The 23,764-nt window shown below is 66.6% G+C and carries 26 protein-coding genes; 5 read left to right on the top strand and 21 right to left on the bottom strand.

The genetic code is table 11. The features are described 5' to 3' along the window. Positions 1-7: 7 nt before the first annotated feature. The 5 genes from EJO66_RS00130 to EJO66_RS00110 are packed head-to-tail and all read right to left on the bottom strand — an operon-like array spanning position 8 to position 3,761. Positions 8-628, bottom strand: a complete 621-nt coding sequence (locus EJO66_RS00130; protein WP_125964413.1) for a DUF4166 domain-containing protein — start codon at positions 626-628, stop codon at positions 8-10. Continuing rightward, positions 625-1,665: an SRPBCC family protein gene (locus tag EJO66_RS00125; RefSeq protein WP_125964412.1), complete on the bottom strand. Its 1,041-nt coding sequence runs from the start codon at positions 1,663-1,665 to the stop codon at positions 625-627. Before EJO66_RS00125 ends, EJO66_RS00130 begins: the two co-directional genes overlap by 4 nt. A 34-nt stretch (positions 1,666-1,699) precedes the next feature. Beyond that, a complete protein-coding gene (locus EJO66_RS00120; protein ID WP_125964411.1) occupies positions 1,700-2,659 on the bottom strand; it encodes a class I SAM-dependent methyltransferase in 960 nt (319 codons plus the stop codon). Positions 2,660-2,674: 15 nt separating this feature from the next. Then, positions 2,675-3,100, bottom strand: a complete 426-nt coding sequence (locus tag EJO66_RS00115) for a thiol-disulfide oxidoreductase DCC family protein (RefSeq protein ID WP_125964410.1) — start codon at positions 3,098-3,100, stop codon at positions 2,675-2,677. Between the two features lie 58 nt (positions 3,101-3,158). After that, entirely contained in the window at positions 3,159-3,761 is a 603-nt protein-coding gene (locus tag EJO66_RS00110; RefSeq protein ID WP_125964409.1) for a GbsR/MarR family transcriptional regulator, read from the bottom strand. A gap of 118 nt (positions 3,762-3,879) precedes the next feature. On the opposite strand from EJO66_RS00110, the gene EJO66_RS00105 reads away from it, so the two are divergent. Both EJO66_RS00105 and EJO66_RS00100 read left to right on the top strand, forming a co-directional pair. Continuing rightward, on the top strand, positions 3,880-4,974 hold the full coding sequence (locus EJO66_RS00105; protein ID WP_125964408.1) for a PA0069 family radical SAM protein: 1,095 nt from the start codon (positions 3,880-3,882) through the stop codon (positions 4,972-4,974). 97 nt (positions 4,975-5,071) lie between these two features. Beyond that, the gene (locus tag EJO66_RS00100) at positions 5,072-5,578 is read left to right on the top strand and encodes a gluconokinase (RefSeq protein WP_240648493.1); all 507 of its coding nucleotides are present in this window, start codon (positions 5,072-5,074) and stop codon (positions 5,576-5,578) included. Positions 5,579-5,588: 10 nt separating this feature from the next. Here the strand turns inward: EJO66_RS00100 and gnd are convergent, their stop codons facing one another. Next, entirely contained in the window at positions 5,589-7,013 is a 1,425-nt protein-coding gene (gene gnd, locus EJO66_RS00095; RefSeq protein WP_124961489.1) for a decarboxylating NADP(+)-dependent phosphogluconate dehydrogenase, read from the bottom strand. 119 nt (positions 7,014-7,132) lie between these two features. Between gnd and EJO66_RS00090 the strand changes: the two genes are divergently transcribed. After that, on the top strand, positions 7,133-8,107 hold the full coding sequence (locus EJO66_RS00090) for an AraC-like ligand-binding domain-containing protein (RefSeq protein ID WP_125964407.1): 975 nt from the start codon (positions 7,133-7,135) through the stop codon (positions 8,105-8,107). Between the two features lie 125 nt (positions 8,108-8,232). Beyond that, a complete protein-coding gene (locus EJO66_RS00085; protein WP_125964406.1) occupies positions 8,233-8,961 on the top strand; it encodes an alpha/beta fold hydrolase in 729 nt (242 codons plus the stop codon). On the opposite strand, the gene EJO66_RS00080 is transcribed toward EJO66_RS00085, so the two are convergent. Genes EJO66_RS00080 through EJO66_RS00035 form a run of 10 tightly spaced genes read right to left on the bottom strand, consistent with a single transcriptional unit; the run spans position 8,958 to position 16,105 of the window. After that, the gene (locus EJO66_RS00080; protein ID WP_125964405.1) at positions 8,958-9,569 is read right to left on the bottom strand and encodes a 3'-5' exonuclease; all 612 of its coding nucleotides are present in this window, start codon (positions 9,567-9,569) and stop codon (positions 8,958-8,960) included. The two genes, EJO66_RS00085 and EJO66_RS00080, sit on opposite strands and share 4 nt — an antisense overlap. Further along, complete coding sequence (locus tag EJO66_RS00075) at positions 9,566-9,976, bottom strand: TfoX/Sxy family protein (protein ID WP_125964404.1); 411 nt, start codon at positions 9,974-9,976, stop codon at positions 9,566-9,568. The genes EJO66_RS00080 and EJO66_RS00075 overlap by 4 nt, the downstream gene beginning before the upstream one ends. A 19-nt stretch (positions 9,977-9,995) precedes the next feature. After that, positions 9,996-10,385, bottom strand: coding sequence for a VOC family protein (locus EJO66_RS00070; protein WP_124961484.1), 390 nt, complete (start codon positions 10,383-10,385; stop codon positions 9,996-9,998). Positions 10,386-10,411: 26 nt separating this feature from the next. Continuing rightward, entirely contained in the window at positions 10,412-10,915 is a 504-nt protein-coding gene (locus EJO66_RS00065) for a GNAT family N-acetyltransferase (protein ID WP_223262442.1), read from the bottom strand. Positions 10,916-10,951: 36 nt separating this feature from the next. After that, entirely contained in the window at positions 10,952-11,827 is an 876-nt protein-coding gene (fghA, locus tag EJO66_RS00060) for an S-formylglutathione hydrolase (protein WP_125964403.1), read from the bottom strand. Then, positions 11,824-12,750 carry an alpha/beta fold hydrolase gene (locus EJO66_RS00055; protein WP_125964402.1) on the bottom strand — a complete coding sequence of 309 codons (927 nt, stop codon included), beginning with the start codon at positions 12,748-12,750 and terminating at the stop codon, positions 11,824-11,826. The genes fghA and EJO66_RS00055 overlap by 4 nt, the downstream gene beginning before the upstream one ends. A 20-nt stretch (positions 12,751-12,770) precedes the next feature. Continuing rightward, entirely contained in the window at positions 12,771-13,877 is a 1,107-nt protein-coding gene (locus EJO66_RS00050; protein WP_021006426.1) for an S-(hydroxymethyl)glutathione dehydrogenase/class III alcohol dehydrogenase, read from the bottom strand. A 41-nt stretch (positions 13,878-13,918) separates the two neighbouring features. Then, a complete protein-coding gene (locus EJO66_RS00045; protein ID WP_125964401.1) occupies positions 13,919-14,557 on the bottom strand; it encodes a glutathione S-transferase family protein in 639 nt (212 codons plus the stop codon). Then, on the bottom strand, positions 14,554-15,417 hold the full coding sequence (locus EJO66_RS00040; protein WP_125964400.1) for an aromatic ring-hydroxylating oxygenase subunit alpha: 864 nt from the start codon (positions 15,415-15,417) through the stop codon (positions 14,554-14,556). The genes EJO66_RS00045 and EJO66_RS00040 overlap by 4 nt, the downstream gene beginning before the upstream one ends. A 13-nt stretch (positions 15,418-15,430) precedes the next feature. Next, positions 15,431-16,105 carry a Rieske 2Fe-2S domain-containing protein gene (locus EJO66_RS00035; protein ID WP_125964399.1) on the bottom strand — a complete coding sequence of 225 codons (675 nt, stop codon included), beginning with the start codon at positions 16,103-16,105 and terminating at the stop codon, positions 15,431-15,433. 56 nt (positions 16,106-16,161) lie between these two features. Between EJO66_RS00035 and aroQ the strand changes: the two genes are divergently transcribed. Then, positions 16,162-16,602 carry a type II 3-dehydroquinate dehydratase gene (aroQ, locus tag EJO66_RS00030; protein WP_125964398.1) on the top strand — a complete coding sequence of 147 codons (441 nt, stop codon included), beginning with the start codon at positions 16,162-16,164 and terminating at the stop codon, positions 16,600-16,602. 21 nt (positions 16,603-16,623) lie between these two features. Here the strand turns inward: aroQ and EJO66_RS00025 are convergent, their stop codons facing one another. From EJO66_RS00025 to EJO66_RS00005, 5 genes are all read right to left on the bottom strand, one after another. Then, complete coding sequence (locus tag EJO66_RS00025; protein WP_125964397.1) at positions 16,624-18,171, bottom strand: SpoVR family protein; 1,548 nt, start codon at positions 18,169-18,171, stop codon at positions 16,624-16,626. Further along, on the bottom strand, positions 18,168-19,460 hold the full coding sequence (locus EJO66_RS00020; protein ID WP_124961476.1) for a YeaH/YhbH family protein: 1,293 nt from the start codon (positions 19,458-19,460) through the stop codon (positions 18,168-18,170). Before EJO66_RS00020 ends, EJO66_RS00025 begins: the two co-directional genes overlap by 4 nt. Positions 19,461-19,526: 66 nt before the next feature. Then, entirely contained in the window at positions 19,527-21,449 is a 1,923-nt protein-coding gene (locus tag EJO66_RS00015) for a PrkA family serine protein kinase (RefSeq protein WP_012746852.1), read from the bottom strand. 732 nt (positions 21,450-22,181) lie between these two features. After that, positions 22,182-23,318 carry a molecular chaperone DnaJ gene (gene dnaJ / locus EJO66_RS00010; RefSeq protein WP_125964396.1) on the bottom strand — a complete coding sequence of 379 codons (1,137 nt, stop codon included), beginning with the start codon at positions 23,316-23,318 and terminating at the stop codon, positions 22,182-22,184. 97 nt (positions 23,319-23,415) lie between these two features. Then, the coding region (locus tag EJO66_RS00005) for an Hsp70 family protein (protein WP_164547754.1) at positions 23,416-23,764 on the bottom strand (349 nt) is incomplete at its 5' end.

Genomic DNA, 23,764 nt, shown 5'->3' with positions numbered 1-23,764 from the left:
GATCCGGTCATTGTGGACCCAACCGGAAGCGCCCGCTGTAGCGGAACACGTCGCCGAACCAGCGGTGGCGCAGCACCATCTTCATGGTGAAGCGGTCGGCGTCATGCGGATCGGGCCGCTCCTCGACATAGGCGGTGCCCAGCAGCAGGCCGAGCGGCAGCGGCACGCGCAGCCTGCCAAGGCGCCAGATGTAGCCCAGGTCGCGGAACACCAGCGCGCCTTCTTCCGCGCTCACGGCCAGGCGCATGCCGATGCCGAAGCGCACGTACTCGATCACCTCGCCGCCGCCGGCGGCCGAATGCGCCATGTGCGAGCGGAAGTGAAACGGCGCGCGGCCCTCGAAGCTGAAGATGCGGTCCCAGTACAGGAGCGCGTTGCCGGGCCGGCAGCGGTAGTGCACTTCGATCGGCACGCCGGTGCCGGTATAGGGAACGAGTGCGCCGAACAGGCGGCCGAAGGGCATCAGCAGGCGCGCCCAGGGGGCGTGATGCACTTCGTCCATCGCGCCGCGCACGCACACGTGGGCGGTCGAGAACGGCGCCATGGCGTAGTGCCGGCGGATCACGTCGCCGAGCTGGTCCCAGCCAGGGCCGAGCACCTGCTGGAAGACGGGGCGTGTGTCCTTCATGCGGCCGGCGCGGCGGTTTCGCTGCGCACCTTGTAGAAGCGCAGGATGTGCTCGGAGAAGTCGCCCAGGAGGAACTGCGCCACGCGGTCGGCATACCAGTTGAAGCGCGTGCTCACGCGCCAGGAAACATCGATGCGAAGCTCCGTGCCACCCTCGCGCGGCGTGAGCGTGTAGCCCGAGTCGCGCAGGTCGAAATAGTGGCCGCCGATCACCACGTGGTCGTCCAGGGCGCCGGCGGGAAAGGAGTCGGGCGAGAAGCGGTAGCGCCACTTCACGTGCTGCAGCGGCTGCCACTCGGTGATGATTTCGTCGAAGTGCACGTCCTTTTGCCATTGCACCTTGCGCACGCGGCCCTCGGGGGTGTCTTCGGTCACGCCCGCCACCGGCATCGGCACGCCGATGCGGTAGGCCCAGGCATCGCCGACTTCGCTCGGGCGAATGCCCTGCGCATTGTTGAGTTCATGCCACACGCGTTCGGCGGGCGCGGCAATGAAGAGCGTGCGCGAGGTGCTCGAGATCTGCTCGGGGTTGGACCACTGTGGTTCGATGGCGCCGAAGACCAGCGGCAAAAAGGCGAAGCTGTAGAGCGCCGGCCTGGGCCAGTTCGTGATGCGGCAGACGATGCCCATCGCGAGGCCGCCGAGGCTGCCCATCAACGCGAACAGCGGAATGATCACGACCGCGCAGATGATGCCTTCGATGAAGATGGCCAATGTGCCGGCCACGAACAGGGCGGTGGAGATCCAGGGCATCCAGAGGTAGTAGACCCAGCTGCGCCGTTCGATGCGCTCGGCCATGTAGACCGTGACCGCGCCGCACACGGCAGGCGCGAGGTAGATGAACGAGCCGAGCATCGCCGAGAAGCGATGGCCCGGTCCGCCGCTGAATGCGATGCGCAGCAGCAATGCCGCCAGGGCGCCAGCCAGCGTTGGCCAGAACCATGCGAAGGGCATGCCGCGAATGGAGACGTCGGTCGCGGTGGCGGGGGCCGGCGCGGTCGGGTCAGGCCGCCGGGTGTCATCGGGTTCGGTGCTCATCTCAACCTCTTCTCCTCGTCATGTCTTTGGTTTTTCAGTCGCTGCGCCTGGCGGTCACCATGCAGTAGTCGAAATCGCGCCAGAAAAGGCCCAGCACCAGCGCGCAGTAGCTGGCCACGATGTGCTTGCGGCGCCAGGGGCTGAGCCGCCCGCGTGCCTTCCAGAGTTCGGCCAGCGCGAAGCGCGTGGCAAGCACCGGGATGTGCAGCGCGCTGGGCGCCACGCGCCAGCGCAGCGACCGCACCTCGATGTCTTCGAAGCCGTTGTCGCGCAGCGCAGCGACGAAATCGTCCCGCACGGCCAGCGTGGGCACGGCCCAGCTGTCGGCCCACAGGCGGTGCAGCCAGCCGGCGCTGCGGCCGGGCTTCTCGCGCAGCAGGAAGCCGTCGATCACCGCGAGCCGCGCGCCCGGCTTCAGCAGGCGGGCCGCCTCGCGCACGAAATCGGCCTTGGCCGTGCCGCTCGCGTAGCAGGCGCTTTCCACGGCCCAGGCACCGTCGGCCTGTGCGGTGGGCAGGCCGGTGCGCGTGTAGTCGGCTTCGATGTGCGCCACGCGGTCGGCCACGCCGGCGCCGGCATCGAGCCGCACGGCGATGCGGTTCTGCACCGCCACGTTGGTGACCGTGACGGCAAACAGCGACGGGTGGTCGCCCACCAGCGTGCGCGCGGTGGCGCCGGCGCCGCAGCCAAGGTCGACGACGCAGCGGCGCTGCGTGCTTTCGTGTGCCGGCCGGGGCTGGTCGAGCCTCAGCGCGCGGCCGACGGCGCGGTTCATTTCCACCAGCATGCCTTCGCGCCGCAGCGGGTTCAGCCCGAGCCGCCAGAAGCCGAAGTGCATGTTGTAGCTGGGGCTCCATGCGCGGTAGTCGTCGGCCACCTCGGTGAAATAGTCTTGGGTGTCGGCCTTGGTGACGGAGGCTTCGGGCGCCGTGGATGCTGGAGGCGCAGTGCGGGCGCCGGAGGGACGGAAATCGGGCTGGAAGACGTTGGTCACGAGAGCTCCTTTTTTTCAGATCCGGCAATTGCCGCCGGCGCAGGTGCGGGATGAGCGCGCGGCCTTGCCCGCGAGCAGGGCCACCAGCCAGCGCGGCAGCCGGTAGCGGTTGCGCGCGAGCACCGCATAGGCGCGGTCGGCCAGCGGCGCGACCAGCGCCAGGTCGAGCAGCAAGCTGCCGCTCGGCAGTCCGACGGCATCGCGGCAGGCGCGGATGGCGGGAACGCCCACGAACAGCTGCCCCGCGGCGTCGACGGCGTGGATTGCGGTCATCAGCGCCTCGCGCGGGGCCGGGCCGGCGTCGAAGCCGGCAGGCGAGCAGTCGACGAGGTCCAGGCGGGCTGCGGCATCGCGCGCCTTCATTGCGTTCATTTCTGCCGTGCACAAGGCGCAGGTGGCATCGAAGTAGACGGTCAGCGGGTAGGCGGCGATGGCGGGCATGGGGTTTGTTTTCGTTGTTTCTGTCAAAACAGAAATAATGAGGCAAAAAAAGAGCAGCTCAAATCATCGGCAAGCTCGCGTGGTGGGCATCGGGGTCGTCGTCCTTCCTGGGAGGCGTGGGAGTTGCCGCCGGCGCTGCATCGCCGCGAACGAACTTCTGCACGCTGGCGCCCAGCGTCAGCACCTTGTCGAGCGTGCCGGGCGAGAGCCGCAGCATTTCGTCGGCCCAGGTGGCGAGCTTGCTCATCAGGTCCATGGTGGAGCGGATGCGGTCCTGCGCATCGGCGGGCTCCTTCTGGAAGTCGGGGCTGGAGACGATCTCGCGCAGCACGCGGATGGTCGGGTCGAACTCGCGCTCCTTGCGCTCGCGCACCACGGTGCGGAACAGTTCCCAGACGTCGACGCTGGTTTCGAAATAGTCGCGCCGGTCGCCCAGGATGTGCGTCACGCGCACGAGGTTCCAAGCCTGCAGCTCCTTCAGGCTGTTGCTCACGTTGGAGCGGGCCACGCCCAGCGTGTCGGAGAGCTCTTCCGCATGCATGGGCTTGCCGTGCGCAAACAGCAGCGCATGGATTTGCGAGACGGTGCGGTTGACGCCCCACATGGAGCCCATTTCTCCCCAGTGGAGAACGAACTTGCGTTGGATGTCGGTGAGTTCCATGCCTTGGAGTCTAGGATTTTAGAAATTTCTGTCAAGAGAGAAATAAAAAATCGGCTTGCCTGCGGAAAAGCTTTGGAATACTGTGTAAACATACAGTATTCGAGAGAAAGGACCTGCCATGCCGGCCGCCCGGATCCCCATCCATGCCATCAAGGGCCGTGGCGCGGCCACGCACCTCGCGCACCGCTTTTCGCGCGATGAGCGCAATGCCTTCGACGACGGCTGGGGCACGCTCGAAGAAGGCGCGGCCGAAGCCGAGGAACTGCCGCCGCTCGCCACCGAAGTGCGCTTCGAGGACGTGAGGTCGGTGCTCAACGAAAACGACTCGCCCGATATTTCCTTCGACCGTTCACTCAACCCGTACCGCGGCTGCGAGCACGGCTGCATCTACTGCTTTGCGCGGCCTACGCACAGCTACCTCAACCTCTCGCCGGGGCTCGACTTCGAGACCAGGCTCATCGCCAAGCGCAACATCGTCGAGGTGCTGCGTGCCGAGCTCGGCCGCAGGAGCTACCGGCCCAGCCACATCGCCATCGGCACCGCCACCGACTGCTACCAGCCGATCGAGCGCGAGCTGCGGCTCACCCGTTCGGTGATCGAACTGCTGCAAGAAACGCGGCATCCGTTCGCGCTGGTCACGAAATCGAGCGCGGTGGAGCGCGACCTCGACCTGATCGCGCCCATGGCCGCCGAGCACCTGGCCGCGGTGTACATCACCGTGACCACGCTGGACGGCGAGCTGGCCCGCAAGCTGGAGCCGCGCGCCGCCGCGCCGCACCGGCGGCTGCGCACCATACGCACGCTGGCCGAGGCGGGCGTGCCGGTGGGTGTGAGCGTGGCGCCGCAGATTCCCTTCGTTAACGAAGACATGGAACAGGTGCTCGAAGCCGCTTGGGCCGCCGGTGCGCGCAGTGCCTTCTACACGGTGATCCGGCTGCCCTGGGAGGTGGCGCCGCTCTTCAGGCAATGGCTCGAGCTGCACTACCCGCAGCGCGCGGACCGCATCATGGCGCGCATCCACGAGATGCGCGGCGGCAAGGACTACGACGCCGACTTCGCCACGCGCATGAAGGGCTCCGGGTTGTGGGCCGACCTGATCCGCCAGCGCTTCGAGAAGGCGGCGAACCGCATCGGCTTCAACCGCGAGCGCATTGCGCTCGACCTCGGCGCGTTCCGGCCGCCTGGCGCAGCGGGGCAGGGCCGCCTGTTCTAGGATTGGCCGCGGCGGTGGTGCCTGTCCCAACGGAAGTGGATTCAAGTTCCGCGGATGGACGGAGAATATCTCCGCGGTTTCATCAAGAAGGGTATGTATGAACGGGCCATGGCTGGTCGTGATGGGTGTTTCGGGCTGCGGCAAATCGAGCCTCGGGGCCGCGCTGGCGGTGGGGTTCGGGCTGCCGCTGATCGAGGGCGACGACTACCACCCGCCGGCCAATGTCGAGAAGATGAGCCGCGGCATCGCGCTGACCGACGCGGACCGCGCCGGCTGGCTCGCGACGCTGGGACAGAAGCTGGCCGCTGCGCCGCAGGGGGCGGTGCTGACCTGTTCCGCGCTCAAGCGCAGCTACCGGGAACAGTTGCGGGCGGCCGTGCCGGGCCTGCGCTTCGTGTTCATGGCGATCGAACGCGCCGAATCCGAACGCCGCGTGGCCGCGCGGGCCGGCGCGGGCGAGCACACCTTCCCCGCGAGCCTGGTGGCCAACCAGTTCGCGACGCTGGAGTCACCGGTCGGCGAGCCCGGCGTGCTCGCGGTCGACGCAACCGAGCCGCTGGGGGTGCTGGTCGGGCAGGTGAAGGCCTGGTTGCCTGCGGGCTGATTTGCAGGGGTCAGCCGATGACTTCCGGCCAGTTGGTGTGGAAGAACTCGCCGGCCGGCTTGTCCACGCGCTCGTAGGTGTGGGCCCCGAAGAAGTCCCGCTGCGCCTGCAGCAGGTTTGCGGGCAGCCGCTCGGTGCGGTAGCTGTCGTAGTAGGCGAGCGAGGCGCTGAACGCCGGTACCGGAATGCCGTTGCTCACCGCCAGCGCCACCACCTCGCGCCAGTTCTGCTGCGTGCGGTTGAGCAGGTCCTTGAAGAAGGGGTCGAGCATCAGGTTGCCCAGTGACGGGTCGCTGCGGTAGGCGTCGGTGATGCGGTTCAGGAAGCGCGCGCGGATGATGCAGCCGCCGCGCCAGATGGCCGCGATGCGGCCGAGGTCGAGCTTCCACGCTTTCTTCTCGCCCATGGTCTGGATCAGGTCGAAGCCCTGCGTGTAGCTGACCACCTTCGAGGCATAGAGTGCGTCGTGCACCTTGGCCACCAGCGCCTTCTTGTCGAGCGAGAGTTCGACCTTCGGCCCCTGCAGCAGCTTGCTGGCCGCCATGCGCGCCTTCTTCTGCGACGACAGCACGCGCGCCTCCACGGCGGCGTTGATGGTGCTGATGACCACCGCATTCTCGGCCGCGTTGACCAGCGTCCACTGGCCCGTGCCTTTCTGGCCGGCCTTGTCGAGAATGAGCTCGACGATCGGCTGGCCGGTCTCCGGGTCCTTCTGCTCGAGGGCCTTGGCGGTGATCTGGATCAGGTAGCTCTGCAGCTCGCCCTCGTTCCATTCGTTGAAGACTGCCGCCATCTCGTCGGTGCTGAAGCCGGCGGCCTTGAACAGGCTGTAGGCCTCACAGATCAGCTGCATGTCGCCGTACTCGATGCCGTTGTGCACCATCTTCACGTAGTGGCCCGCGCCGCCGGGGCCGATGTGGATCACGCAGGGCTCGCCGTCCACCTTGGCCGCGATGCTCTCGAAGATCGGCTTCATCACTTCCCAGGTGGAGAGCGGTCCGCCCGGCATGATCGACGGGCCCTTGCGCGCGCCTTCCTCGCCGCCCGACACGCCCGCGCCGATGAAGCGCAGGCCCTTGGTCTGGAGGTAGGCGTCGCGGCGCTCGGTGTCGGTGTAGAGGCTGTTGCCGCCGTCGATCACGATGTCGTCCTTGTCGAGCAGCGGGATCAGCTGCTCGATGACCTGGTCGACCGGTGCGCCGGCCTTCACCATGATCTGGATCTTGCGCGGCCGGGCCAGGCTCTGCACGAACTCCTCCAGCGTCTTCGCGCCGACCAGCTTCTTGCCGGGGTTGGCGGCCACGAAGGCTTCGGTGGTGGCTTCGGTGCGGTTGTAGACGCTGACCTGGAAGCCGCGGCTTTCCACGTTCAGCACCAGGTTCTGGCCCATCACGGCCAGGCCGATCAACCCGAAATCGCTTTTGTTGTTGCTCATGGCCCTTCTTTCGTCTGCGGTGAATGTGACGGGCATTGTGCCGGGGGCACCGGGGCGCTGCCATGGGAGGGCGTCTATACCCGCTTGGCAAGCGCGCGCGGCTTGGTTATGTTGGCGCGATGAACGCAAATGCCTCGCCCGCGGTCCACACCTGGTCCACCGACGCCGTGCCGCCGGCGCGGCGGCTGGACTACTGGATCGGCGCGGTGTGCGAAGGCTTTCTCGAAATGGACGTGACCAGTTCCCTGGCCGGCAGCTTCGGCGCCACGCTCGAATCCGCACCGCTGGGTGCCATTGGCGTGAACCGGGTCCGCGGCAGTGCGCAGGACGTGTATCGCACGCGCCGGGCCATTGCCCACAGCAGCAGCAACTACTACTACCTGCTGTGCAAGACCGATTCGCCCTGGGTCGCCGTGCAGGACGGCCGCTCGGCGCGCATGCTGCCGGGCGACCTGGTGCTGGTCGATTCGCGGCGCTGCTATGAACTTCACCTGCTCCAGTCTGCCGATACGCTGTCGCTCGAACTGCCGACCGCGTGGGTCGAGTCGTGGCTTCCCGATGCCGGCGGCCAGGTGGCGCGGCGCATCGACGGGCAGTCCGGCTGGGGCCGCGTGCTGAGCGGCTTTGCCCAGCAGCTTTCTCCGCAGGGCGCATTGAAGCCGCCGCTGCCCGCGGCCTTGCTGACCGATCACCTTGGCGGGCTGCTCGCACTTGCCACCGGCACGGCGTGCGAAGCGGGCGGGCCGGCCGCGCCCGGCGAAAGCGCCCGTGCCGCGCTGCGCCGCCGTGTGCTCGACGCCACGCGCGAACGCCACGCCGAACCGGGCCTGACGGCTGCCAGCGTGGCGCGCGGACTGGGCATCTCGGAGCGCAGCCTGCACCGCTGCCTGAGCGAAGGGGCGACCACCTTCGCCGCCGCGCTGGCCGGCTTTCGCATGCAGGTGGCGCGGCGCATGCTTGGCGATGCGCGCTTCGATCGCCTGAGCATTGCGGAAATCGGCTTGCGCGTCGGGCTTGCCGATGCGTCCCACTTCGTTCGCCAATTCAGCCGGCACCTCGGCACGACGCCGGGTGCCTTGCGGCGCCAGCGCTGAGGCAAAGCGAGGATAGGCAGGCGCAAATCGGCCATGGACCTGGCAGCGAGCGGCCATTCGCGCCGCCTCGTGTTTCCTAAAGTCGTCCCTGTTCAACGACGACGACGACGCAGAAGGAGACACCCATGTCCGACACCTATGTTCTGATCCACGGCGCCTGGCACACCGGGGCCGAGATGGAGGCGGTGGCCGCCGGCCTGCGCGAGGCCGGCCACCACGTGCATTGCCCCACGCTCGCGGGCAACCGCGCCGGCGACGACCGTTCGCGCACCGGCCTGGCCGATGCGATCGACTCGGCCGTTCGCTTCATCGAGGAGCAGGACCTGGTGGACGTTCGCCTGGTGGGCCACAGCTACGGCGGCATGGTGATCTCGGGCGTGGCGGACCGCATGGCGCAGCGGCTGCGGCGCCTGGTCTACGTCAATGCCTTCGTGCCGCTCGATGGCGAATCGCTCAACGACATGGTGCCCCCGCACTACGTCGCGATGTTCGACGCCCTGGCCGCAGCCAATGGCAACGCGGTGAGCCTGCCGTTCGAGATCTGGCGCGAAGCCTTCATCAACGATGCAGACCTGCCGCTCGCGCAGGCAAGCTACGAGCGGCTGAATCCGCATCCCTACCGCACCTTCACGGACAAGATCCGGCTGCGCGAGCCGCTGGCGGCGCTGCGGATCGGCAAGTCGTACCTCAACTGCCTGCAGGACACGGCCATGCCGCACGGCTTGCCGTGGCATCCACGCCTGTCGGAGCGGCTCGGCTTGTTCAGGCTGGTGGAGTGCCCCGGCAGCCACGAGATGTTCTTCTCGAACCCGAAGCGGCTGGCGCAGGCGATCCTGGAGGCGGGGCGGGACTAGGGCTTGGCGAACAGCGCATCGAACACGCGGATCGACGCATAGGCGTCGTTGGCCGCGTAGCGCATCTGCGCTTCGGTCAGCTGCCTGTTGGCCCAGTTCGAGGTGGTCGCCTTGCGCGACTTCATGAAGCGCCGGTTGAACACCAGCGCCACGGCCGCCTTCACGCCCACCGACTTGCGGTAGCCGCGGCGGCGGAACTCGCTGTCGATGTCGAACACCGCCTTCGGCTCGATGGCGAGGCGGCTGCGTATCAGCGTGAGATCGGTCGAAAGGCCGAAGCCGACCTTGCGCAGTTCGGTGGAAGCAATCAGCGTTGCAACCACCGGGTTGCATTCGGTGCGGTGCAACTGGAACAGCCAGGCGGTCTCTCGCGTTGCGAACTGCACCACGTGCGGGCCGCCCGAGACCTCGTTCTTCGCGAAGGTGGGCTTGGATTCGGTGTCGAAGCCGGCAACGCCGGCGGCCAGCAATTCGGCGGCGGCATGTTCGGCGTCCTGCAGCGTGGAAACGACCACGATGTCTTTCAGGCCCAGGCCTTCGAAGGGTTCGAGCAGCGCGATCTGCTCGCGCTCGGGAAGGGGCGGCAATGCGGGAGGGTTGTCGCTCACGAGGAGGCTGCTTTCTTTTTCTTCACTGGGGCTTTCCTGGCGGGAGCTTTCCTGGCGGCAGCCGCGGTCTTTTTCTGCTTTGGCGGCTGGCCTGAACGCAGGGCTGCCTCGTAGGCGCGGCGGCCCCAGAGCGCGGCTTCCTCGCGGTCTTCGAAAAGATCGGCCGGGGCCAACCGGTACGACATCGGCATCGCCTTGCCTTCGCGCACATAGGTGAAGGGCGGCAGGTTCAGCTTGTCGAAATGCTCGGCACTGCCGGCATCGGACTTGAGGTAGAGCGTGTCCTTGGCAACGAGCGCGATCATGCGGCCCTCGTGCCACACGCCGTGGCCGCCGAACATGCGGCGCGTCTCGATGCGGCCGAGGCGCTCGAAAACTTCGTGCAGGCTCTGTACGAATGCGCTCATCGGGCAGGCTTTGTGCGGCTCATGCGGTGATCTCGATGCGGTTGCCGTCGGGGTCGAGCACCACGCTCTCGTAGTAGCCGTCGCCGGTGCGGCGCGGGCCGTCGAGGAGCGGGTGGCCGTCCGACTTGAGCCGTTGCGTCAGTTCGTCGACCGCAGCCTCCGAACCCACGCTGATGGCCAGGTGCGTCCAGCCCATGCGCTGGGCGCCGGGTTCGGCGGGCACCGGCGAGAGCGTGCGGGTGGTCATGGCCTCGATGCGCGCGCCGTCGCCCAGGCTCAGGAAGCAGGAGGCAAAGCCCTTGGCCGGATTGACATAGCCGGCCCCGGCCGTGGCACCGAAGTAGTCGACGTAGAAGCGCTTGCAGCGGTCGAGATCGGTGGTCCAGAGGGCAATGTGATCGATGCGCATGGAGAAAGGGCAGGGGAAGAAGGCGCTCAGCCGGTGCGCCGCGGCTGCCGCGGCGGGCTCGCCGGATACCAATGGTAGGCGACCCGTTCGCGCCCGCTGGCCGGGTGCCGGTCGACCGCGCCGCGCACCAGGCCGTAGCGTTCGTAGAAGCGCTGCGCCGCGGTGTTGCTGGTGGCCACGTGAAGCTTCCAGCCGAGCGGCATGCGCACGCTGGCTTCGTCGAGCAGCGCCTGCCCGAGGCCCTGGTTGCGAAGATGCGGTTCGACGAACAACTGCGCCACGTATTCGCGCCGCACCAGCAGCACCATGAAGGCGAGCACCTGGCCTTCGCGCTCGGCCAGCACCACGTCGGCGGGCGGTACGAATTCGGTTTGCACGCGCCGCAGCCAATGCGTGATCGGCTCGATGACGGCGGCATTCCGGTTGGCCGCAATCCAGGCGCGGCGCCAGATGCCGGCCAGCGCCAGGCTCTCTTCGGCGGCGCCGTCGCGGGACCGCAACTGGAAGGCGGGAATCTGTGCTGCGGACATGCGCCCCATGATAAGCCGCCCGCGGTTCGCGGTCGATCAGCCGCGCAGCGTCTGCGCGTGGTGCGCGATGTGGTCCGCCATGAAGGTCTGGATGAAGTAGTAGCCGTGGTCGTAGCCCGCATGGCGGCGCAGCGTGAGCGGCTGGCCGGCGGCAAAGCAGGCGGCCTCGAAGGCTTCGGGGCATAGCTGCTCGGCCAGGAATTTGTCGGCCAGCCCCTGGTCGATCAATATGCCTTGCGGATAGGGCGCGGCAGTCTGCGATTTCATGAGCGCGCTGGCGTCGTGCGCGAGCCATTGCGCACGGTCGCCGCCGGGCTCACCCAGGTAGCCGCCGAACGCCTTCTGGCCCCACGGGCATTGCGTGGGCGCGCAGATGGGCGCGAACGCCGACAAGGACTTGAAGCGCCCAGGATGCCGCAGCGCCAGCGTGAGCGCACCGTGGCCGCCCATCGAATGGCCGAAGATGCCCAGGTGCTGGTCGTCGATGGCGAAGTGCCGCCCTACCAGCGGCAGCAGCTCGTGCACGATCCAGCTTTCCATGCGCCAGTGGGTGGACCAGGGCGCCTCGGTGGCGTCGAGGTAGAAGCCCGCGCCAACACCGAAGTCCCAGTGGGCGGTGGCGCCCGGCAGGTTTTCGGCAATGCTGCCGCGCGGGCTGGTGTCGGGCGCGATCAGCGCCAGGCCCAGGCTGGCGGCCATGCGCTGCGCACCGGCCTTCACTGCAAAGGTTTCTTCGTTGCAGGTCAGCCCCGCAAGGTAGAGCAGGGCCGGCACGCGCTCGTGCGCGGCCTGCGGCGGCAGGTAGACCGAAAAGCGCATCGGCAGGCCGATCTCGTGCGAGGCGTGCTCGTGGAAGCTCTGCACGCCGCCGAAGGCATGGTGCTCGGAAAGGGTCTTGAGGGAGTCGGTCATCGGAGGGTGTTGTTGTGCCGCAGTGCGGGCACGAGTTCGAGCACGGCGTCGGCAAAGATGCGCGGCGCCTCCTGCGGCAGGTTGTGGCCCGCACCGGGCACCAGGCGGTGCGAGCGCGGGCCGCTGAAGCGCTGCGCATGGGCCGAGGCGTCGGCGGGCGGCCGCACGCCATCGTCGATGCCGTCGAAGGTGATGGCGGGCACGGTGATGGCGGGCTGCGCGGCCAGCCGGCGCTCGATGTCCGCGTAGGCCGGGTCGCCCGCAACCAGGCCGAAACGGTGCCGGTACGAGTGGATCACCACCTCGACGAAATCAAGGTGATCGAAGGCCGCGGCGCTGCGCTCGAAGGTGGCCTCGTCGAACGTCCAGGTCGGCGACCAGAGCCGCCACAGCAGCCGCGTGAGCGCCCTGCGGTCCTTGGCCAGGCCGGCGCGGCCGCGCTCGCTGTGGAAGTAGTACTGGTACCAGAGGCTGTGCTCGTTTTCGGGCGTGTCGGGCTCCATCGCCTTGGCGATGTTCTGGATGTTGTAGCTGTTGAGCGAGACCAGCCCCGCGCAGCGCTCGGGCCACAGCGCCGCCACCACGCAGGCGGCGCGGCCGCCCCAGTCGTAGCCGGCGAGCACCGCGCGTTCGATCTTCAGCGCGTCGAGCAGCGCGAGCAGGTCGGCGCCGAAGGCCGCCTGTTCGCCCGAGCGCGGCGTGGCATCGCTCAGGAAGCGGGTGGCGCCGTAGCCGCGCATGTACGGGACGATCACGCGGCAGCCTTGCCCGGCAAGCATCGGCGCGACTTCCGCGTAGGTGTGGATGTCGTACGGAAAGCCGTGCATCAGCAGCACGGGCGGGCCGCCCGAGGGACCCGTTTCGTAGTAGGCGACCTCGAGGACGCCCGCTTCGATCCTGCGCAAGGGCTCCATGCGGTTCATGGCGGGCGTTCTCCTCGAGGTCAGTAAAGCACGACGCCGCGGATCGACTCGCCGCGCTTCATCAGGTCGAAGCCCTTGTTGATGTCTTCCAGCGGCATGGTGTGCGTGATCAGGTCGTCGATGTTGATCTTGCCCTCCATGTACCAGTCGACGATCTTGGGCACGTCGGTGCGCCCGCGCGCGCCGCCGAAGGCCGAGCCTTCCCACTTGCGGCCCGTGACCAGCTGGAACGGCCGCGTGCTGATCTCCGCGCCCGCTTCGGCCACGCCGATGATGATGCTGCGGCCCCAGCCCTTGTGCGTGCATTCGAGCGCCTGGCGCATCACCTTGGTGTTGCCGATGCACTCGAAGCTGTAGTCGGCGCCGCCGTCGGTCAGCTGCACGATCGCATCGACGATGTTCTCGTGCTCCTTCGGGTTGAGGAAGTGCGTCATGCCGAACTTGCGCGCCATCGCCTCGCGCTCGGGGTTCAGGTCGACGCCGATGATCTTGTCGGCGCCCACCATCTTCGCGCCCTGGATCACGTTCAGGCCGATGCCGCCGAGGCCGAACACCACCACGTTGGCGCCGGCTTCCACCTTGGCCGTGAAGATCACCGCGCCGATGCCGGTGGTGACGCCGCAGCCGATGTAGCAGACCTTGTCGAAAGGTGCGTCCTCGCGGATCTTGGCCAGCGAGATCTCGGGCGCGACCGTGTAGTTGCTGAAGGTGCTCGTGCCCATGTAGTGGAAGATGGGCTTGCCGTCCAGGCTGAAGCGGCTGGTGGCGTCGGGCATCAGGCCCTTGCCCTGCGTGCCGCGGATCAGCTGGCACAGGTTGGTCTTGCGCGACAGGCAGAACTTGCACTGGCGGCATTCGGGCGTGTACAGCGGAATGACGTGGTCGCCCTTTTTCAGCGTGGTGACGCCGGGGCCCACATCGACCACGATGCCCGCGCCCTCATGGCCGAGGATGGCCGGGAAGATGCCTTCGGGGTCGGCGCCCGAGAGCGTGTAGTAGTCGGTGTGGCAGATGCCGGTGGCCTTGATCTCGACCAGCACCTCGCCGAATTTCGGCCCTTCGAGGTCCACGGTTTCGATGGTGAGCGGGGCTCCGGATTTCCAGGCGACGGCAGCTTTGGTTTTCATGGCGCTTCAGGGCAAAGGGACAAGGATAGCGAGGCCGGCGTTCAGGCCGCCCCGGCGGCAAAGATACCCGACATTCCGATGAAGCCGGGCAGGTGGCGGAAGTTCCAGATCCAGTGTCGCAGGGCGGGGTATTCGTCCAGCGAAATACCGCCTTCGCCGGCGAGGGCGGCATAGGGAAAGCAGGCCAGGTCGGCCACGGTCGCACGCGAGCCGGCCAGCCATTGCCGGCCCTCGCTGGCGCGCTCGGCCAGGTGGTCGTCCAGCAGGCGAAGGGCCGCATGCGCGCCGCGCCGGCAGGCCTCGATGTCGAGATTCTCGTAGCCGAAGGCGTCGTGCAGCCGCGCCGCCGAGGCGGTGCGAGTGAGCTCGTCGGCAGTGGCGAACCACATCGTGACCTGGCCGCGCAACTGCGGATCGGCGGGGTACCAGCGGCCCTCGGCGTCATGCTTGCTCGCGAGATAGACGAGGATGGCCTGCGCGTCGCGCAGCACGAAGCCGTCGTCGTCGATCACCGGAAGCTGGCCCAGCGGGTTGACCTCTGCCAGGAACGCGGCCGACCGGTGCTCGCGGCCGGGATGGAAGTCGACCGGCACTCGCTGGTAGTCGATGCCGAGCCAGGCGAGCATCTGCCGCACCTTGAAGCAGTTGCCCGACAGGGCGTAGTCGTAGAGCCGGATCATGCCGCCTGCCTCACGCCAAAGCGCATGCCGCGCTCGCGCAGCCAGCGCCGGTAGGTGACGGAGGAGGTATCGCCCCGCGTCGGCGTTTCGGCGCGGCCTTCGAGCGGCATGCGCTTGAAGGCGTGGTTCTCCAGGATCGGCTTGTCCTGCCCGAAGATCGTCTGCTGGAAGGCGATGAGCTCGGCATCGGTGGAGGTGTCGTCGTAGCAGGCCAGCAGCGTGTGGGCGATCACGTGCTCGTCGTCCAGCGGCTGCAGGAACAGGCCGATGGCATCGAGCTCGCCGGCGCGCGAGCTCGACTTGTAGAGCATGGCCGAGAGCGGCTGCATCACCCGGTATTTGTAGAGCACTTCGCTGCCGCTGTCGTGGGCGGCCGAGGCGCGGGGCTGCCAGAAGCGGCAGTCGGTGGCCCAGATCTCGCGCGTGGCAGGATCGACCTGCACCTGGTACTTGGCCACCTCGGTGTGAGGCACCTGGCCCAGGAAGCCGGCGTGCACGAAGGGGAAATGCGCCATGTCGAGAAAGTTCTCGATCACGCGCAGCCCCGACACCGCCACGCCGACGCCGCCGCAATCGACGATGCGGCGCCCGGGTTCGCCGTATTCGGGAAAGTCGAACAGCGGCCGCGCCGGCCGGCCGCTGGGGCAGACCCAGAGATAGCCGTGGCGCGCCTGGATAGCCAGCGCCTGCGCGCCGAGCCGGCATTGCGGCATGCCGGCGGCATCGGTCCACAACTGCAGCGTTTCACCGAGCAGGCGAGCTGCGCGGGGCCGGGCTTCGGAGGTGCCGGCGAGTGCGGCCGTGGGGCCGGCGACCAGCCAGTCGTCGAGCATGTTGGGGTCATCGGTGGCGAAGGGCATGGTGTTCTTCCGGTCAGGCCGCCAACTGTGCTTCGATTTCGCCGCGCAGGGCGCGCGCGGCGGCGTGCAGCTTCTTCATGGCGTCGCTGCCGGGTGCGGCAGGCGTCCAGAGGTGAATGAAGGCCAGCTGTGGCCGGGCATCGAGCACCAGCGCTGCGGCATCGACCTCGCCGAGCGTGCCGCGCAGGGCAGGCGGCGGCGCATCCGCCCTGAACCCGCGCGCCGCAAGCGCATCGCGCACCCTGGCCGCGCCGGCGCGCACGCTGAGCGTGCGACAGAACGACCAGTCGGCCGGCACGGCATCATGCGCCGGCGGAGAAGGCGGCGCCTCGGCCGCGAGGCTCACCCACAGCATGCCGGCCGCCTCGGTGGCATGGAACACCTTTGCGCATACGTTGCGCGGCGCCGGCATGCCGGGATGGGCGGGAATGCTCGCGCACTGGCCGCTTCCGGCGTCGTACTGCCAGCCGTGGTATGCGCAGGAAAGCCGGTCCTGCATCACCTGCCCCAGCGTGAAGCGCACGCTGCGGTGCGGGCAGCGGTTTTCCCAGGCCTGCGCGGCGCCGCTGGCCGAGCGCCAGAGGGCCAGCTCCTGGCCTTCGGCAAAGCCTGCGACGATGTTGGCGCCGGGGCGCAGCTCGGCCGAGGGAGCCACGGGGTGCCAGGTTGAAATGCTGTCTGTGCTCATGATGCGCGCCACCTTAGCGCAACCATAATGGCGGCATCGCACGTTGCCCATTCACCATGAAGAAAATACTCGTCATCAACGGCCCCAATCTCAACCTGCTCGGCACCCGCGAGCCCGAGCAATACGGACGCGACACGCTGGCCGACGTCGAGCGCCTGTGCCAGGAAGCTGGCGCGAAGCACGGCGTGGAGATCGAATGCCGCCAGTCGAACCACGAGGGCGTGCTGATCGACTGGATCCACGAGGCCGGCCGCGAGGTGGCTGCCGGCCACATGCTGGGCGTGGTGATGAATCCGGGCGCCTACACCCACACCTCGATCGCGCTGCACGACGCCATCAAGGGCGCGAGCGTGCCGCTGATCGAGCTGCACATCTCGAACGTGCACGCGCGCGAGGAGTTTCGCCACCGCTCGTACATTTCGCCCGCGGCGCGCGGCATCATCGTGGGGCTTGGCGTGAAAGGCTACGTGCTGGCCATTGCGGCCCTGGTGCCCTGACGAGCCTGCCGGCGCTGCCGGTCAGTCGGTTTGCCGCGGCGCGACGGCCTTCCAGCTGCGGCTGATGTGGCCTTGGGCATCGACGCTTTCCAGGTGCACGTCGAAGCCCCAGAGCCGCGCGACGTGCTTCAGCACTTCTTCGGCATCGTCGTGCAGCGGCAGGTTGTTGCGCTGCGTGTGGCGCAGCGTCAGCGCGCGGTCGCCGCGCATGTTGACGTTCCACACCTGGATGTCGGGCTCCCTGCTGCTGATGTCGTACTGGCGTGACAGCGATTCGCGCAGCGCGTGATAGCCGCTGTCGTCGTGGATGGCGGACACTTCCAGTTCGGGTTCGCTCTGGTGGTCGCGGATCGCGAACAGCCTGAAATCGCGCATGGTCTTGGGGCTCAGGAACTGGCCGACAAAGCTCTCGTCCTTGAAGTTGCGCATCGCGTAGTCGAGCGTCTTGACCCAGTCGGTGCCTGCAAAATCAGGGAACCAGCGGCGGTCTTCCTCGGTGGGCTTCTCGCAGATGCGCCGCAGCTCGGTGAACATCGAGAAGCCCAGCGCGTAGGGGTTGATGCCGCTGTAGGCGCGATGCCCGACGGGCGGCTGGAAGATCACGCCGGTGTGCGAGCTGAGCCATTCCATCATGAAGCCGTCGGCGAGCTGGCCGCGGTCGTACATGGTGTTCAGCAGGGTGTAGTGCCAGAACGTGGCCCAGCCCTCGTTCATGACCTGCGTCTGGCGCTGCGGATAGAAATACTGGGCGATCTTGCGCACGATTCGCACCACCTCGCGCTGCCAGGGCTCGAGCAGCGCGGCGTTCTTCTCGATGAAATAGAGCAGGTTCTCCTGCGGCTCCGAGGGGAAACGGCGGGATGAGTCGGACTCGGTGGCGTGTTCGCTCTTGCGCGGCAGGGTGCGCCAGAGGTCGTTGACCTGCTGCTGCATGTGGCGCTCGCGTTCGGCACGTTGCGTACTCTCCTGCGCCAGCGAGCGCTTCTGCGGACGGCGATAGCGGTCGACGCCGTAGTTCATCAGCGCGTGGCAGGAGTCGAGCAGCTGCTCCACCGCGTCCAGGCCGTGTCGTTCCTCGCACTCGGCGATGTAGTGCCGCGCATAGACGAGGTAGTCGATGATCGAGGACGCATCGGTCCACATCCGGAACAGGTAGTTGCCCTTGAAGAAGCTGTTGTGGCCATAGGCCGCATGCGCGATCACCAAAGCCTGCATGGCCATGGTGTTCTCTTCCATCAGGTAGGCAATGCAGGGGTCGGAGTTGATGACGATCTCGTAGGCCAGCCCCATGTGGCCGCGGCGGTAGTTCTTCTCGGTGGCGATGAACTGCTTGCCGTACGACCAGTGGCGGTAGATCATGGGCATGCCGACGCTGGCATAGGCATCCATCATCTGCTCGGCGGTGATCACCTCGAGCTGGTTGGGATACACGTCCAGGCCGAAGCTCCTGGCGGTTTTCGCGATCTCGGTGTGATAGGTCTCGATGAGATCGAAGGTCCAGTCCGACGGACTGGGCAGGCGCTCCAGGCGCTCGGTGCCGCGCTCCAGGGGAGGGTGGTCGGAGGTCATGCGGGCACTCCCTCCTTCTTGAAGAGGTCGCGGAAGACGGGGTAGATGTCCCGTGCGTCCGAAACCTTGCGCATCGCAAAATTGGGCTCGATGCCTTCGAGCTGCGCGTATTCCTGCCACAGGTTCTGCTCGGTTTCGGCCACCTGCACATAGGCGTAGTAGCGCACCACCGGCAGGATGTGGTCGACCAGCAGCTCGCGGCAGCGCCCGCTGTCCTGGTGCCAGTTGTCGCCGTCGCTCGCCTGCGCACCGTAGACGTTCCATTCGCCGCTCGGGTAGCGCGCCTTGATGATCTCGTCCATCAGCACCAGTGCGCTCGACACCACGGTGCCGCCGGTTTCGGTGGCATGGAAGAACTCTTCCTCGGTGACTTCCTGCGCCTGCGTGTGGTGGCGCAGGAACACGAGGTCGATGGTCTCGTAGTGGCGCGTGAGGAACATGTAGAGCAGCATGAAGAAGCGCTTGGCCATGTCCTTGCGCGCCTCGTCCATCGATCCCGACACGTCCATGAGGCAGAACATCACGGCCTTGGCGCTGGGCACGGGCGTCTTCACGCGGTTGCGGTAGCGCAGGTCGATCGGATCGATGTAGGGCACGTGGCGCATGGTGCGGCGCAGCTCTGCGATCTGCTCCTCGGTTTCGCGGATTTCGTTCTTGATCAGGGCCTGCTCGGCCTGCGGGTGCGCCTTCAGGTGCAGCAGGTGGGCTTCGAGGCGTTTCAGATCCTTGCGCGGCTCGCCGCCAAGCGCAATGCGCCGCGCCAGGGCGCCGCGCATCGAACGCACCACGTGCAGGTTGTTGGGCGAGCCGTCGCTCGTGAAGCCGGCCCGGTGGCTCTTCCATTCGGGCACCTCGGCGATCTGGGTGCGAATGAGGTGCGGCAGCGCCAGGTCGTCGAAGAACACGCGCATGAACTCCTCGCGCGTGAGGCGGAACACGAAGTCGTCCTCGCCCTCGCCGCTGTCTCCGGCCTCGCCGCTTCCCGAGCCGCCGCCGGCCTGCCCCTCCGGACGCGCAATGCGGTCGCCCTTCAGGTATTCCTGGTTGCCCGGGTGCACGTATTCGCGGTCGCCGCCGCGCGCATGGCCGAAGACGGGTTCGGACACGTCGTGGCGCGGCAGGGTGACATCTTCGCCTTGCTCCAGCTCGCGGATGTTGCGCCCGCTGACCGCGCGCCGCACGGCCTCCTGGATCTGCCCTCGGTAGCGCCTGAGGAAGCGCTCGCGGTTGCCAATGGACTTGTTCTTGCCCGAAAGCCGGCGGTCGATGATCTGCTGCAGGATGGCCACGATGTTGTCAAAGCTCCTTGCAAAAAGGGGGCAAAGCCTTTGGGGCCCCGCCGCTGTGAACTGTCGCTATGAACTCTTGCGCACGCGCAGGTACCACTCGCAGAGCAGGCGAACCTGCTTGGCCGTATAGCCTTTCTCGACCATGCGGGTCACGAAGTCCTCGTGCTTCTTCTGCTCGTCGGCGCTGCTCTTGGTGTTGAAGCTGATCACCGGCAGGAGTTCCTCGGTGTTGGAGAACATCTTCTTCTCGATCACCGCGCGCAGCTTCTCGTAGCTGGTCCATGCCGGATTGCGGCCAGCGTTGCCAGCGCGCGCGCGCAGCACGAAGTTGACGATCTCGTTGCGGAAGTCCTTCGGATTGCCGATGCCCGCGGGCCGCTCGATCTTCTCGAGTTCGGCGTTGAGCGAGGCGCGGTCGAACACTTCGCCGGTGTCCACGTCGCGGAACTCCTGGTCCTGGATCCAGTAGTCGGCATAGGTGACGTAGCGGTCGAAGATGTTCTGGCCGTACTCGCTGTAGCTCTCCAGATAGGCGGTCTGGATTTCCTTGCCGATGAACTCGGCATAGCGCGGCGCCAGCAGCTCCTTGATGTAGCTGATGTACTTCTGCTCGGTTTCCGGCGGAAACTGCTCGCGCTCGATCTGCTGCTCGAGCACGTACATCAGGTGCACCGGGTTGGCGGCCACCTCGGAGCTGTCGAAGTTGAACACCTTCGAGATGATCTTGAACGCGAAGCGGGTCGAGACGCCGCTCATGCCTTCGTCGACGCCGGCGTAGTCGCGGTATTCCTGGATCGACTTGGCCTTGGGGTCTGTGTCCTTGAGGTTCTCGCCGTCGTAGACCTGCATCTTGCTGTAGATGCTGGAGTTCTCGGGCTCCTTCAGCCGCGTGAGCACCGAGAGCTGGGCCATCATGCGCAGCGTGCCCGGGGCGCAGGGCGCCTTGGCGAGCGACGAGTTGCGCACCAGCTTCTCGTAGATCTTGATTTCTTCGGAGGCGCGCAGGCAGTAAGGCACCTTGACGATGTAGATGCGGTCAAGGAAAGCCTCGTTGTTCTTGTTGTTGCGGAAGGCCTTCCATTCGCTCTCGTTGCTGTGCGCCAGCACGATGCCGTCGAACGGAATGGCACCGAAGCCTTCGGTACCCTTGAAGTTGCTTTCCTGCGTGGCCGTGAGCAGCGGGTGCAGCACCTTGATGGGCGCCTTGAACATTTCCACGAACTCCAGCAGGCCCTGGTTGGCCAGGCACAGGCCGCCCGAATAGGCGTAGGCGTCGGGGTCGTCCTGGGCGTAGGTCTCGAGCTTGCGGATGTCGATCTTGCCGACCAGCGAGGAGATGTCCTGGTTGTTCTCGTCGCCCGGCTCGGTCTTGGCCACGGCGATCTGGCGCAGCACCGACGGGTAGCGCTTGACCACCTTGAACTGGCGGATGTCGCCGCCGTACTCTTCGAGCCGCTTCACGGCCCAGGGCGAGAGGATGCGGTTCAGGTAGCGCCGCGGGATGCCGTATTCCTTTTCGAGGATCTCACCGTCTTCGGCGGCATCGAACAGGCCCAGCGGCGTCTCGTTGACCGGCGAACCCTGGATGGCATAGAAGGGCACGTGCTCCATGAGCTGCTTCAGCCGCTCGGCGATCGAGCTCTTGCCGCCGCCGACGGGGCCGAGCAGATAGAGGATCTGCTTCTTTTCCTCCAGGCCCTGGGCGGCATGCCTGAAGTACGACACCACCTGCTCGATGGCGTCCTCCATGCCGTAGAACTCCTTGAACGCCGGGTAGATCTTGATGACCTTGTTCGCGAAGATCCGCGAAAGCCGGGAATCGTTGCGCGTGTCGACCAGCTCGGGTTCGCCGATGGCCTTGAGCATCCGCTCGGACGCGGTGGCATACGCGGTGGGGTCGCGTTTGCAGATATCCAGGAAGTCCTGCAGCGAGAGGACTTCCTCGCGGGTGCGCTCGTAACGGGCGGCAAAGTTGCTGATCACATCCATGGTCACGCCTCCATCAGGTCTGCGGGTTTATTGACCCGAAGCCAGCAGCCGCAACGCGAAGCAACTTTTTAAAGGTGTGCCGCCCATGGCTGCAAGCCATCGAAACTCCCTTAATCTCCATCTGCACAACCAGCATAAAGCAAAGAGTGCACCCGGAAAATTCTTTGTTAAATCAGAACCACAGTGCCGAGTAAAGTTCCTGAGAAAAACCCGCAGCATTTGGCAATTCCAGCTAAATTTCAGGGTTCGGGCTATCGAACCCAGCGCCGCCCTGCCGCCCAGTGAAAATACCTATGGCGATCGGCATATGCAGTCATTGCATCTTTTCCGGCGAAAGCACCTCCTAATGAGCCCCCGGCGGCTCAAAACGGTTACACCATCAATAACGCGCCGGGTCGTGTTTAGGTTTATTGCTCAGTCGAAAAATATATAAAAGCAATCTGCGCGCCATCCTTTGATGGGCATGTTGCGCATGTGGGCGTGGGAAAGCGCGCCAAGGCGCGGTCGGCGCAGTTTCCGAGTCGGGGTCGTCATGGTGCGTGGCACCGAACGAGGTCGGCAGGCACCGTTCGTGTGCGCGAAGCAGGGCCGCATCGAAGCGGGTGCATGCCGCGCGTTCTAACTGCTTGAAAAGACAGGGGAATCGGCAGCGCCGGGCCTCTGGATGGCGCCGGCTGGAGGGTGAAGCAGGGCGCAGCGAAGCGCGCCTTGCTGCATGCAGGCGCCTCTTCTTCAGCTGAAGAATTCCTTGGCCTTGTCGAACCAGCCCTTGTCGGTCGGGCTGTGCTTGTCGCCGCCCTTCTTGAGCGATTCGTCGAGCTCCTTGAGCAGCTTGCGCTGGTGCTCGGTGAGCTTGACCGGGGTTTCGACGCGTACGTGGCAGTACAGGTCGCCCGGATAGCTGGAGCGCACGCCCTTGATGCCCTTGCCGCGCAGGCGGAACTGCTTGCCGCTCTGGGTGCCGTCGGGAATGTCGATGGCAGCGGCGCCCTTGAGCGTGGGCACGCTGATCTCGCCACCCAGTGCCGCGGTGGTCACGCTGACGGGCACCACGCAGTGCAGGTCGTCGCCGTCGCGCTCGAACAGCTCGTGTTTCTTGAGACGGATCTCGATGTACAGGTCGCCGGGTGGCCCGCCGTTGGTGCCCGGTTCGCCGTTGCCGGTGCTGCGGATGCGCATGCCGTCGTCGATGCCGGCCGGGATCTTGACCTCGAGCGTCTTGTTGTTCTTGATCTTGCCCTGGCCATGGCACACGGTGCAGGGCTCGGGAATGATCTTGCCGCTGCCGTGGCAGGTGGGGCAGGTCTGCTGCACGCTGAAGAAGCCCTGGCGCATCTGCACGGCGCCGGCGCCGTGGCAGGTGGTACAGGTGATGGGCTTGGTGCCGGGCTTGGCGCCGGTGCCCTTGCAGGTGCCGCAGTCGTCCCAGCTCGGAATGCGGATCTGCGCTTCCTTGCCGTCGGCCGCTTCCTCCAGCGTGACTTCCATCGCGTAGCTCAAGTCGCTGCCGCGGAACACCTGGCGCCCGCCGCTGGTGCGCCCGCGGGCGCCGCCGAACACGTCACCGAAGATGTCGCCAAAGGCCTCCGCAAAGCCACCGAAGCCTTCGGCACCCGGGCCGCCGCGCATGTTGGGGTCGACGCCGGCGTGGCCGTACTGGTCGTAGGCCGCGCGCTTCTGCCCGTCGGACAGCATTTCGTAGGCTTCCTTGACCTCCTTGAACTTGGTCTCGGCGTCCTTGCTGGTGTCGCCGTGGTTGCGGTCCGGGTGGTGCTTCATCGCAAGCTTGCGATAAGCCTTCTTGATTTCCTCCTCGCTCGCGTTCTTGGGAACGCCGAGGGTTTCGTAGTAGTCGCGTTTTGTGGCCATGGCTGGTTCGGTCGGGGCGGGCGGGAAGCCGTAACTTGAAGCGAGAAAGGCTGGAGCACCCTGTCAGGTGATCCAGCCTTGTTCGAAGGACTGAGGATCAGTCCTTCTTGACTTCCTTGACTTCGGCGTCGACCACGTTGTCGTCGGCCGGTGCGCTTGCAGCTTCCGGGCCAGCAGCAGCACCCGGGCCGCCGGCGGCGCCTGCCGCGGCCTGCGCGTCGGCATACATCTTCTCGCCGAGCTTCTGGCTGGCCGTCATCAGCGTGTTGGTCTTTTCCTCGATCAAGGCCTTGTCCTCACCCTTGAGGGTTTCTTCCAGGTCCTTGATCGCGGCTTCGATCTTTTCCTTCTCGCCGGCGTCCAGGCTCGCGCCGTGCTCGCCGAGCGACTTCTTCACGCTGTGCACCATGGCTTCGCCCTGGTTGCGGGCCTGCACGAGCTCGACC

This window comes from Variovorax beijingensis (genome assembly GCF_003951285.1).
GTDB lineage: Bacteria > Pseudomonadota > Gammaproteobacteria > Burkholderiales > Burkholderiaceae_C > Variovorax > Variovorax beijingensis.
The sequence above is the reverse complement of the archived record's forward strand: the minus strand, read 5'-3'. Positions and strand labels throughout refer to the sequence as shown.

Coding starts and splice junctions, on each gene's coding strand:
- EJO66_RS00130 (WP_125964413.1), bottom strand. CDS start 628: ATGAAGGACACACGCCCCGTCTTCCAGCAGGTGCTCGGCCCTGGCTGG.
- EJO66_RS00125 (WP_125964412.1), bottom strand. CDS start 1,665: ATGAGCACCGAACCCGATGACACCCGGCGGCCTGACCCGACCGCGCCG.
- EJO66_RS00115 (WP_125964410.1), bottom strand. CDS start 3,100: ATGCCCGCCATCGCCGCCTACCCGCTGACCGTCTACTTCGATGCCACC.
- EJO66_RS00110 (WP_125964409.1), bottom strand. CDS start 3,761: ATGGAACTCACCGACATCCAACGCAAGTTCGTTCTCCACTGGGGAGAA.
- EJO66_RS00105 (WP_125964408.1), top strand. CDS start 3,880: ATGCCGGCCGCCCGGATCCCCATCCATGCCATCAAGGGCCGTGGCGCG.
- EJO66_RS00100 (WP_240648493.1), top strand. CDS start 5,072: ATGAACGGGCCATGGCTGGTCGTGATGGGTGTTTCGGGCTGCGGCAAA.
- gnd (WP_124961489.1), bottom strand. CDS start 7,013: ATGAGCAACAACAAAAGCGATTTCGGGTTGATCGGCCTGGCCGTGATG.
- EJO66_RS00090 (WP_125964407.1), top strand. CDS start 7,133: ATGAACGCAAATGCCTCGCCCGCGGTCCACACCTGGTCCACCGACGCC.
- EJO66_RS00085 (WP_125964406.1), top strand. CDS start 8,233: ATGTCCGACACCTATGTTCTGATCCACGGCGCCTGGCACACCGGGGCC.
- EJO66_RS00075 (WP_125964404.1), bottom strand. CDS start 9,976: ATGAGCGCATTCGTACAGAGCCTGCACGAAGTTTTCGAGCGCCTCGGC.
- EJO66_RS00070 (WP_124961484.1), bottom strand. CDS start 10,385: ATGCGCATCGATCACATTGCCCTCTGGACCACCGATCTCGACCGCTGC.
- EJO66_RS00065 (WP_223262442.1), bottom strand. CDS start 10,915: ATGTCCGCAGCACAGATTCCCGCCTTCCAGTTGCGGTCCCGCGACGGC.
- fghA (WP_125964403.1), bottom strand. CDS start 11,827: ATGACCGACTCCCTCAAGACCCTTTCCGAGCACCATGCCTTCGGCGGC.
- EJO66_RS00055 (WP_125964402.1), bottom strand. CDS start 12,750: ATGAACCGCATGGAGCCCTTGCGCAGGATCGAAGCGGGCGTCCTCGAG.
- EJO66_RS00050 (WP_021006426.1), bottom strand. CDS start 13,877: ATGAAAACCAAAGCTGCCGTCGCCTGGAAATCCGGAGCCCCGCTCACC.
- EJO66_RS00045 (WP_125964401.1), bottom strand. CDS start 14,557: ATGATCCGGCTCTACGACTACGCCCTGTCGGGCAACTGCTTCAAGGTG.
- EJO66_RS00040 (WP_125964400.1), bottom strand. CDS start 15,417: ATGCCCTTCGCCACCGATGACCCCAACATGCTCGACGACTGGCTGGTC.
- EJO66_RS00035 (WP_125964399.1), bottom strand. CDS start 16,105: ATGAGCACAGACAGCATTTCAACCTGGCACCCCGTGGCTCCCTCGGCC.
- aroQ (WP_125964398.1), top strand. CDS start 16,162: ATGAAGAAAATACTCGTCATCAACGGCCCCAATCTCAACCTGCTCGGC.
- EJO66_RS00025 (WP_125964397.1), bottom strand. CDS start 18,171: ATGACCTCCGACCACCCTCCCCTGGAGCGCGGCACCGAGCGCCTGGAG.
- EJO66_RS00015 (WP_012746852.1), bottom strand. CDS start 21,449: ATGGATGTGATCAGCAACTTTGCCGCCCGTTACGAGCGCACCCGCGAG.
- dnaJ (WP_125964396.1), bottom strand. CDS start 23,318: ATGGCCACAAAACGCGACTACTACGAAACCCTCGGCGTTCCCAAGAAC.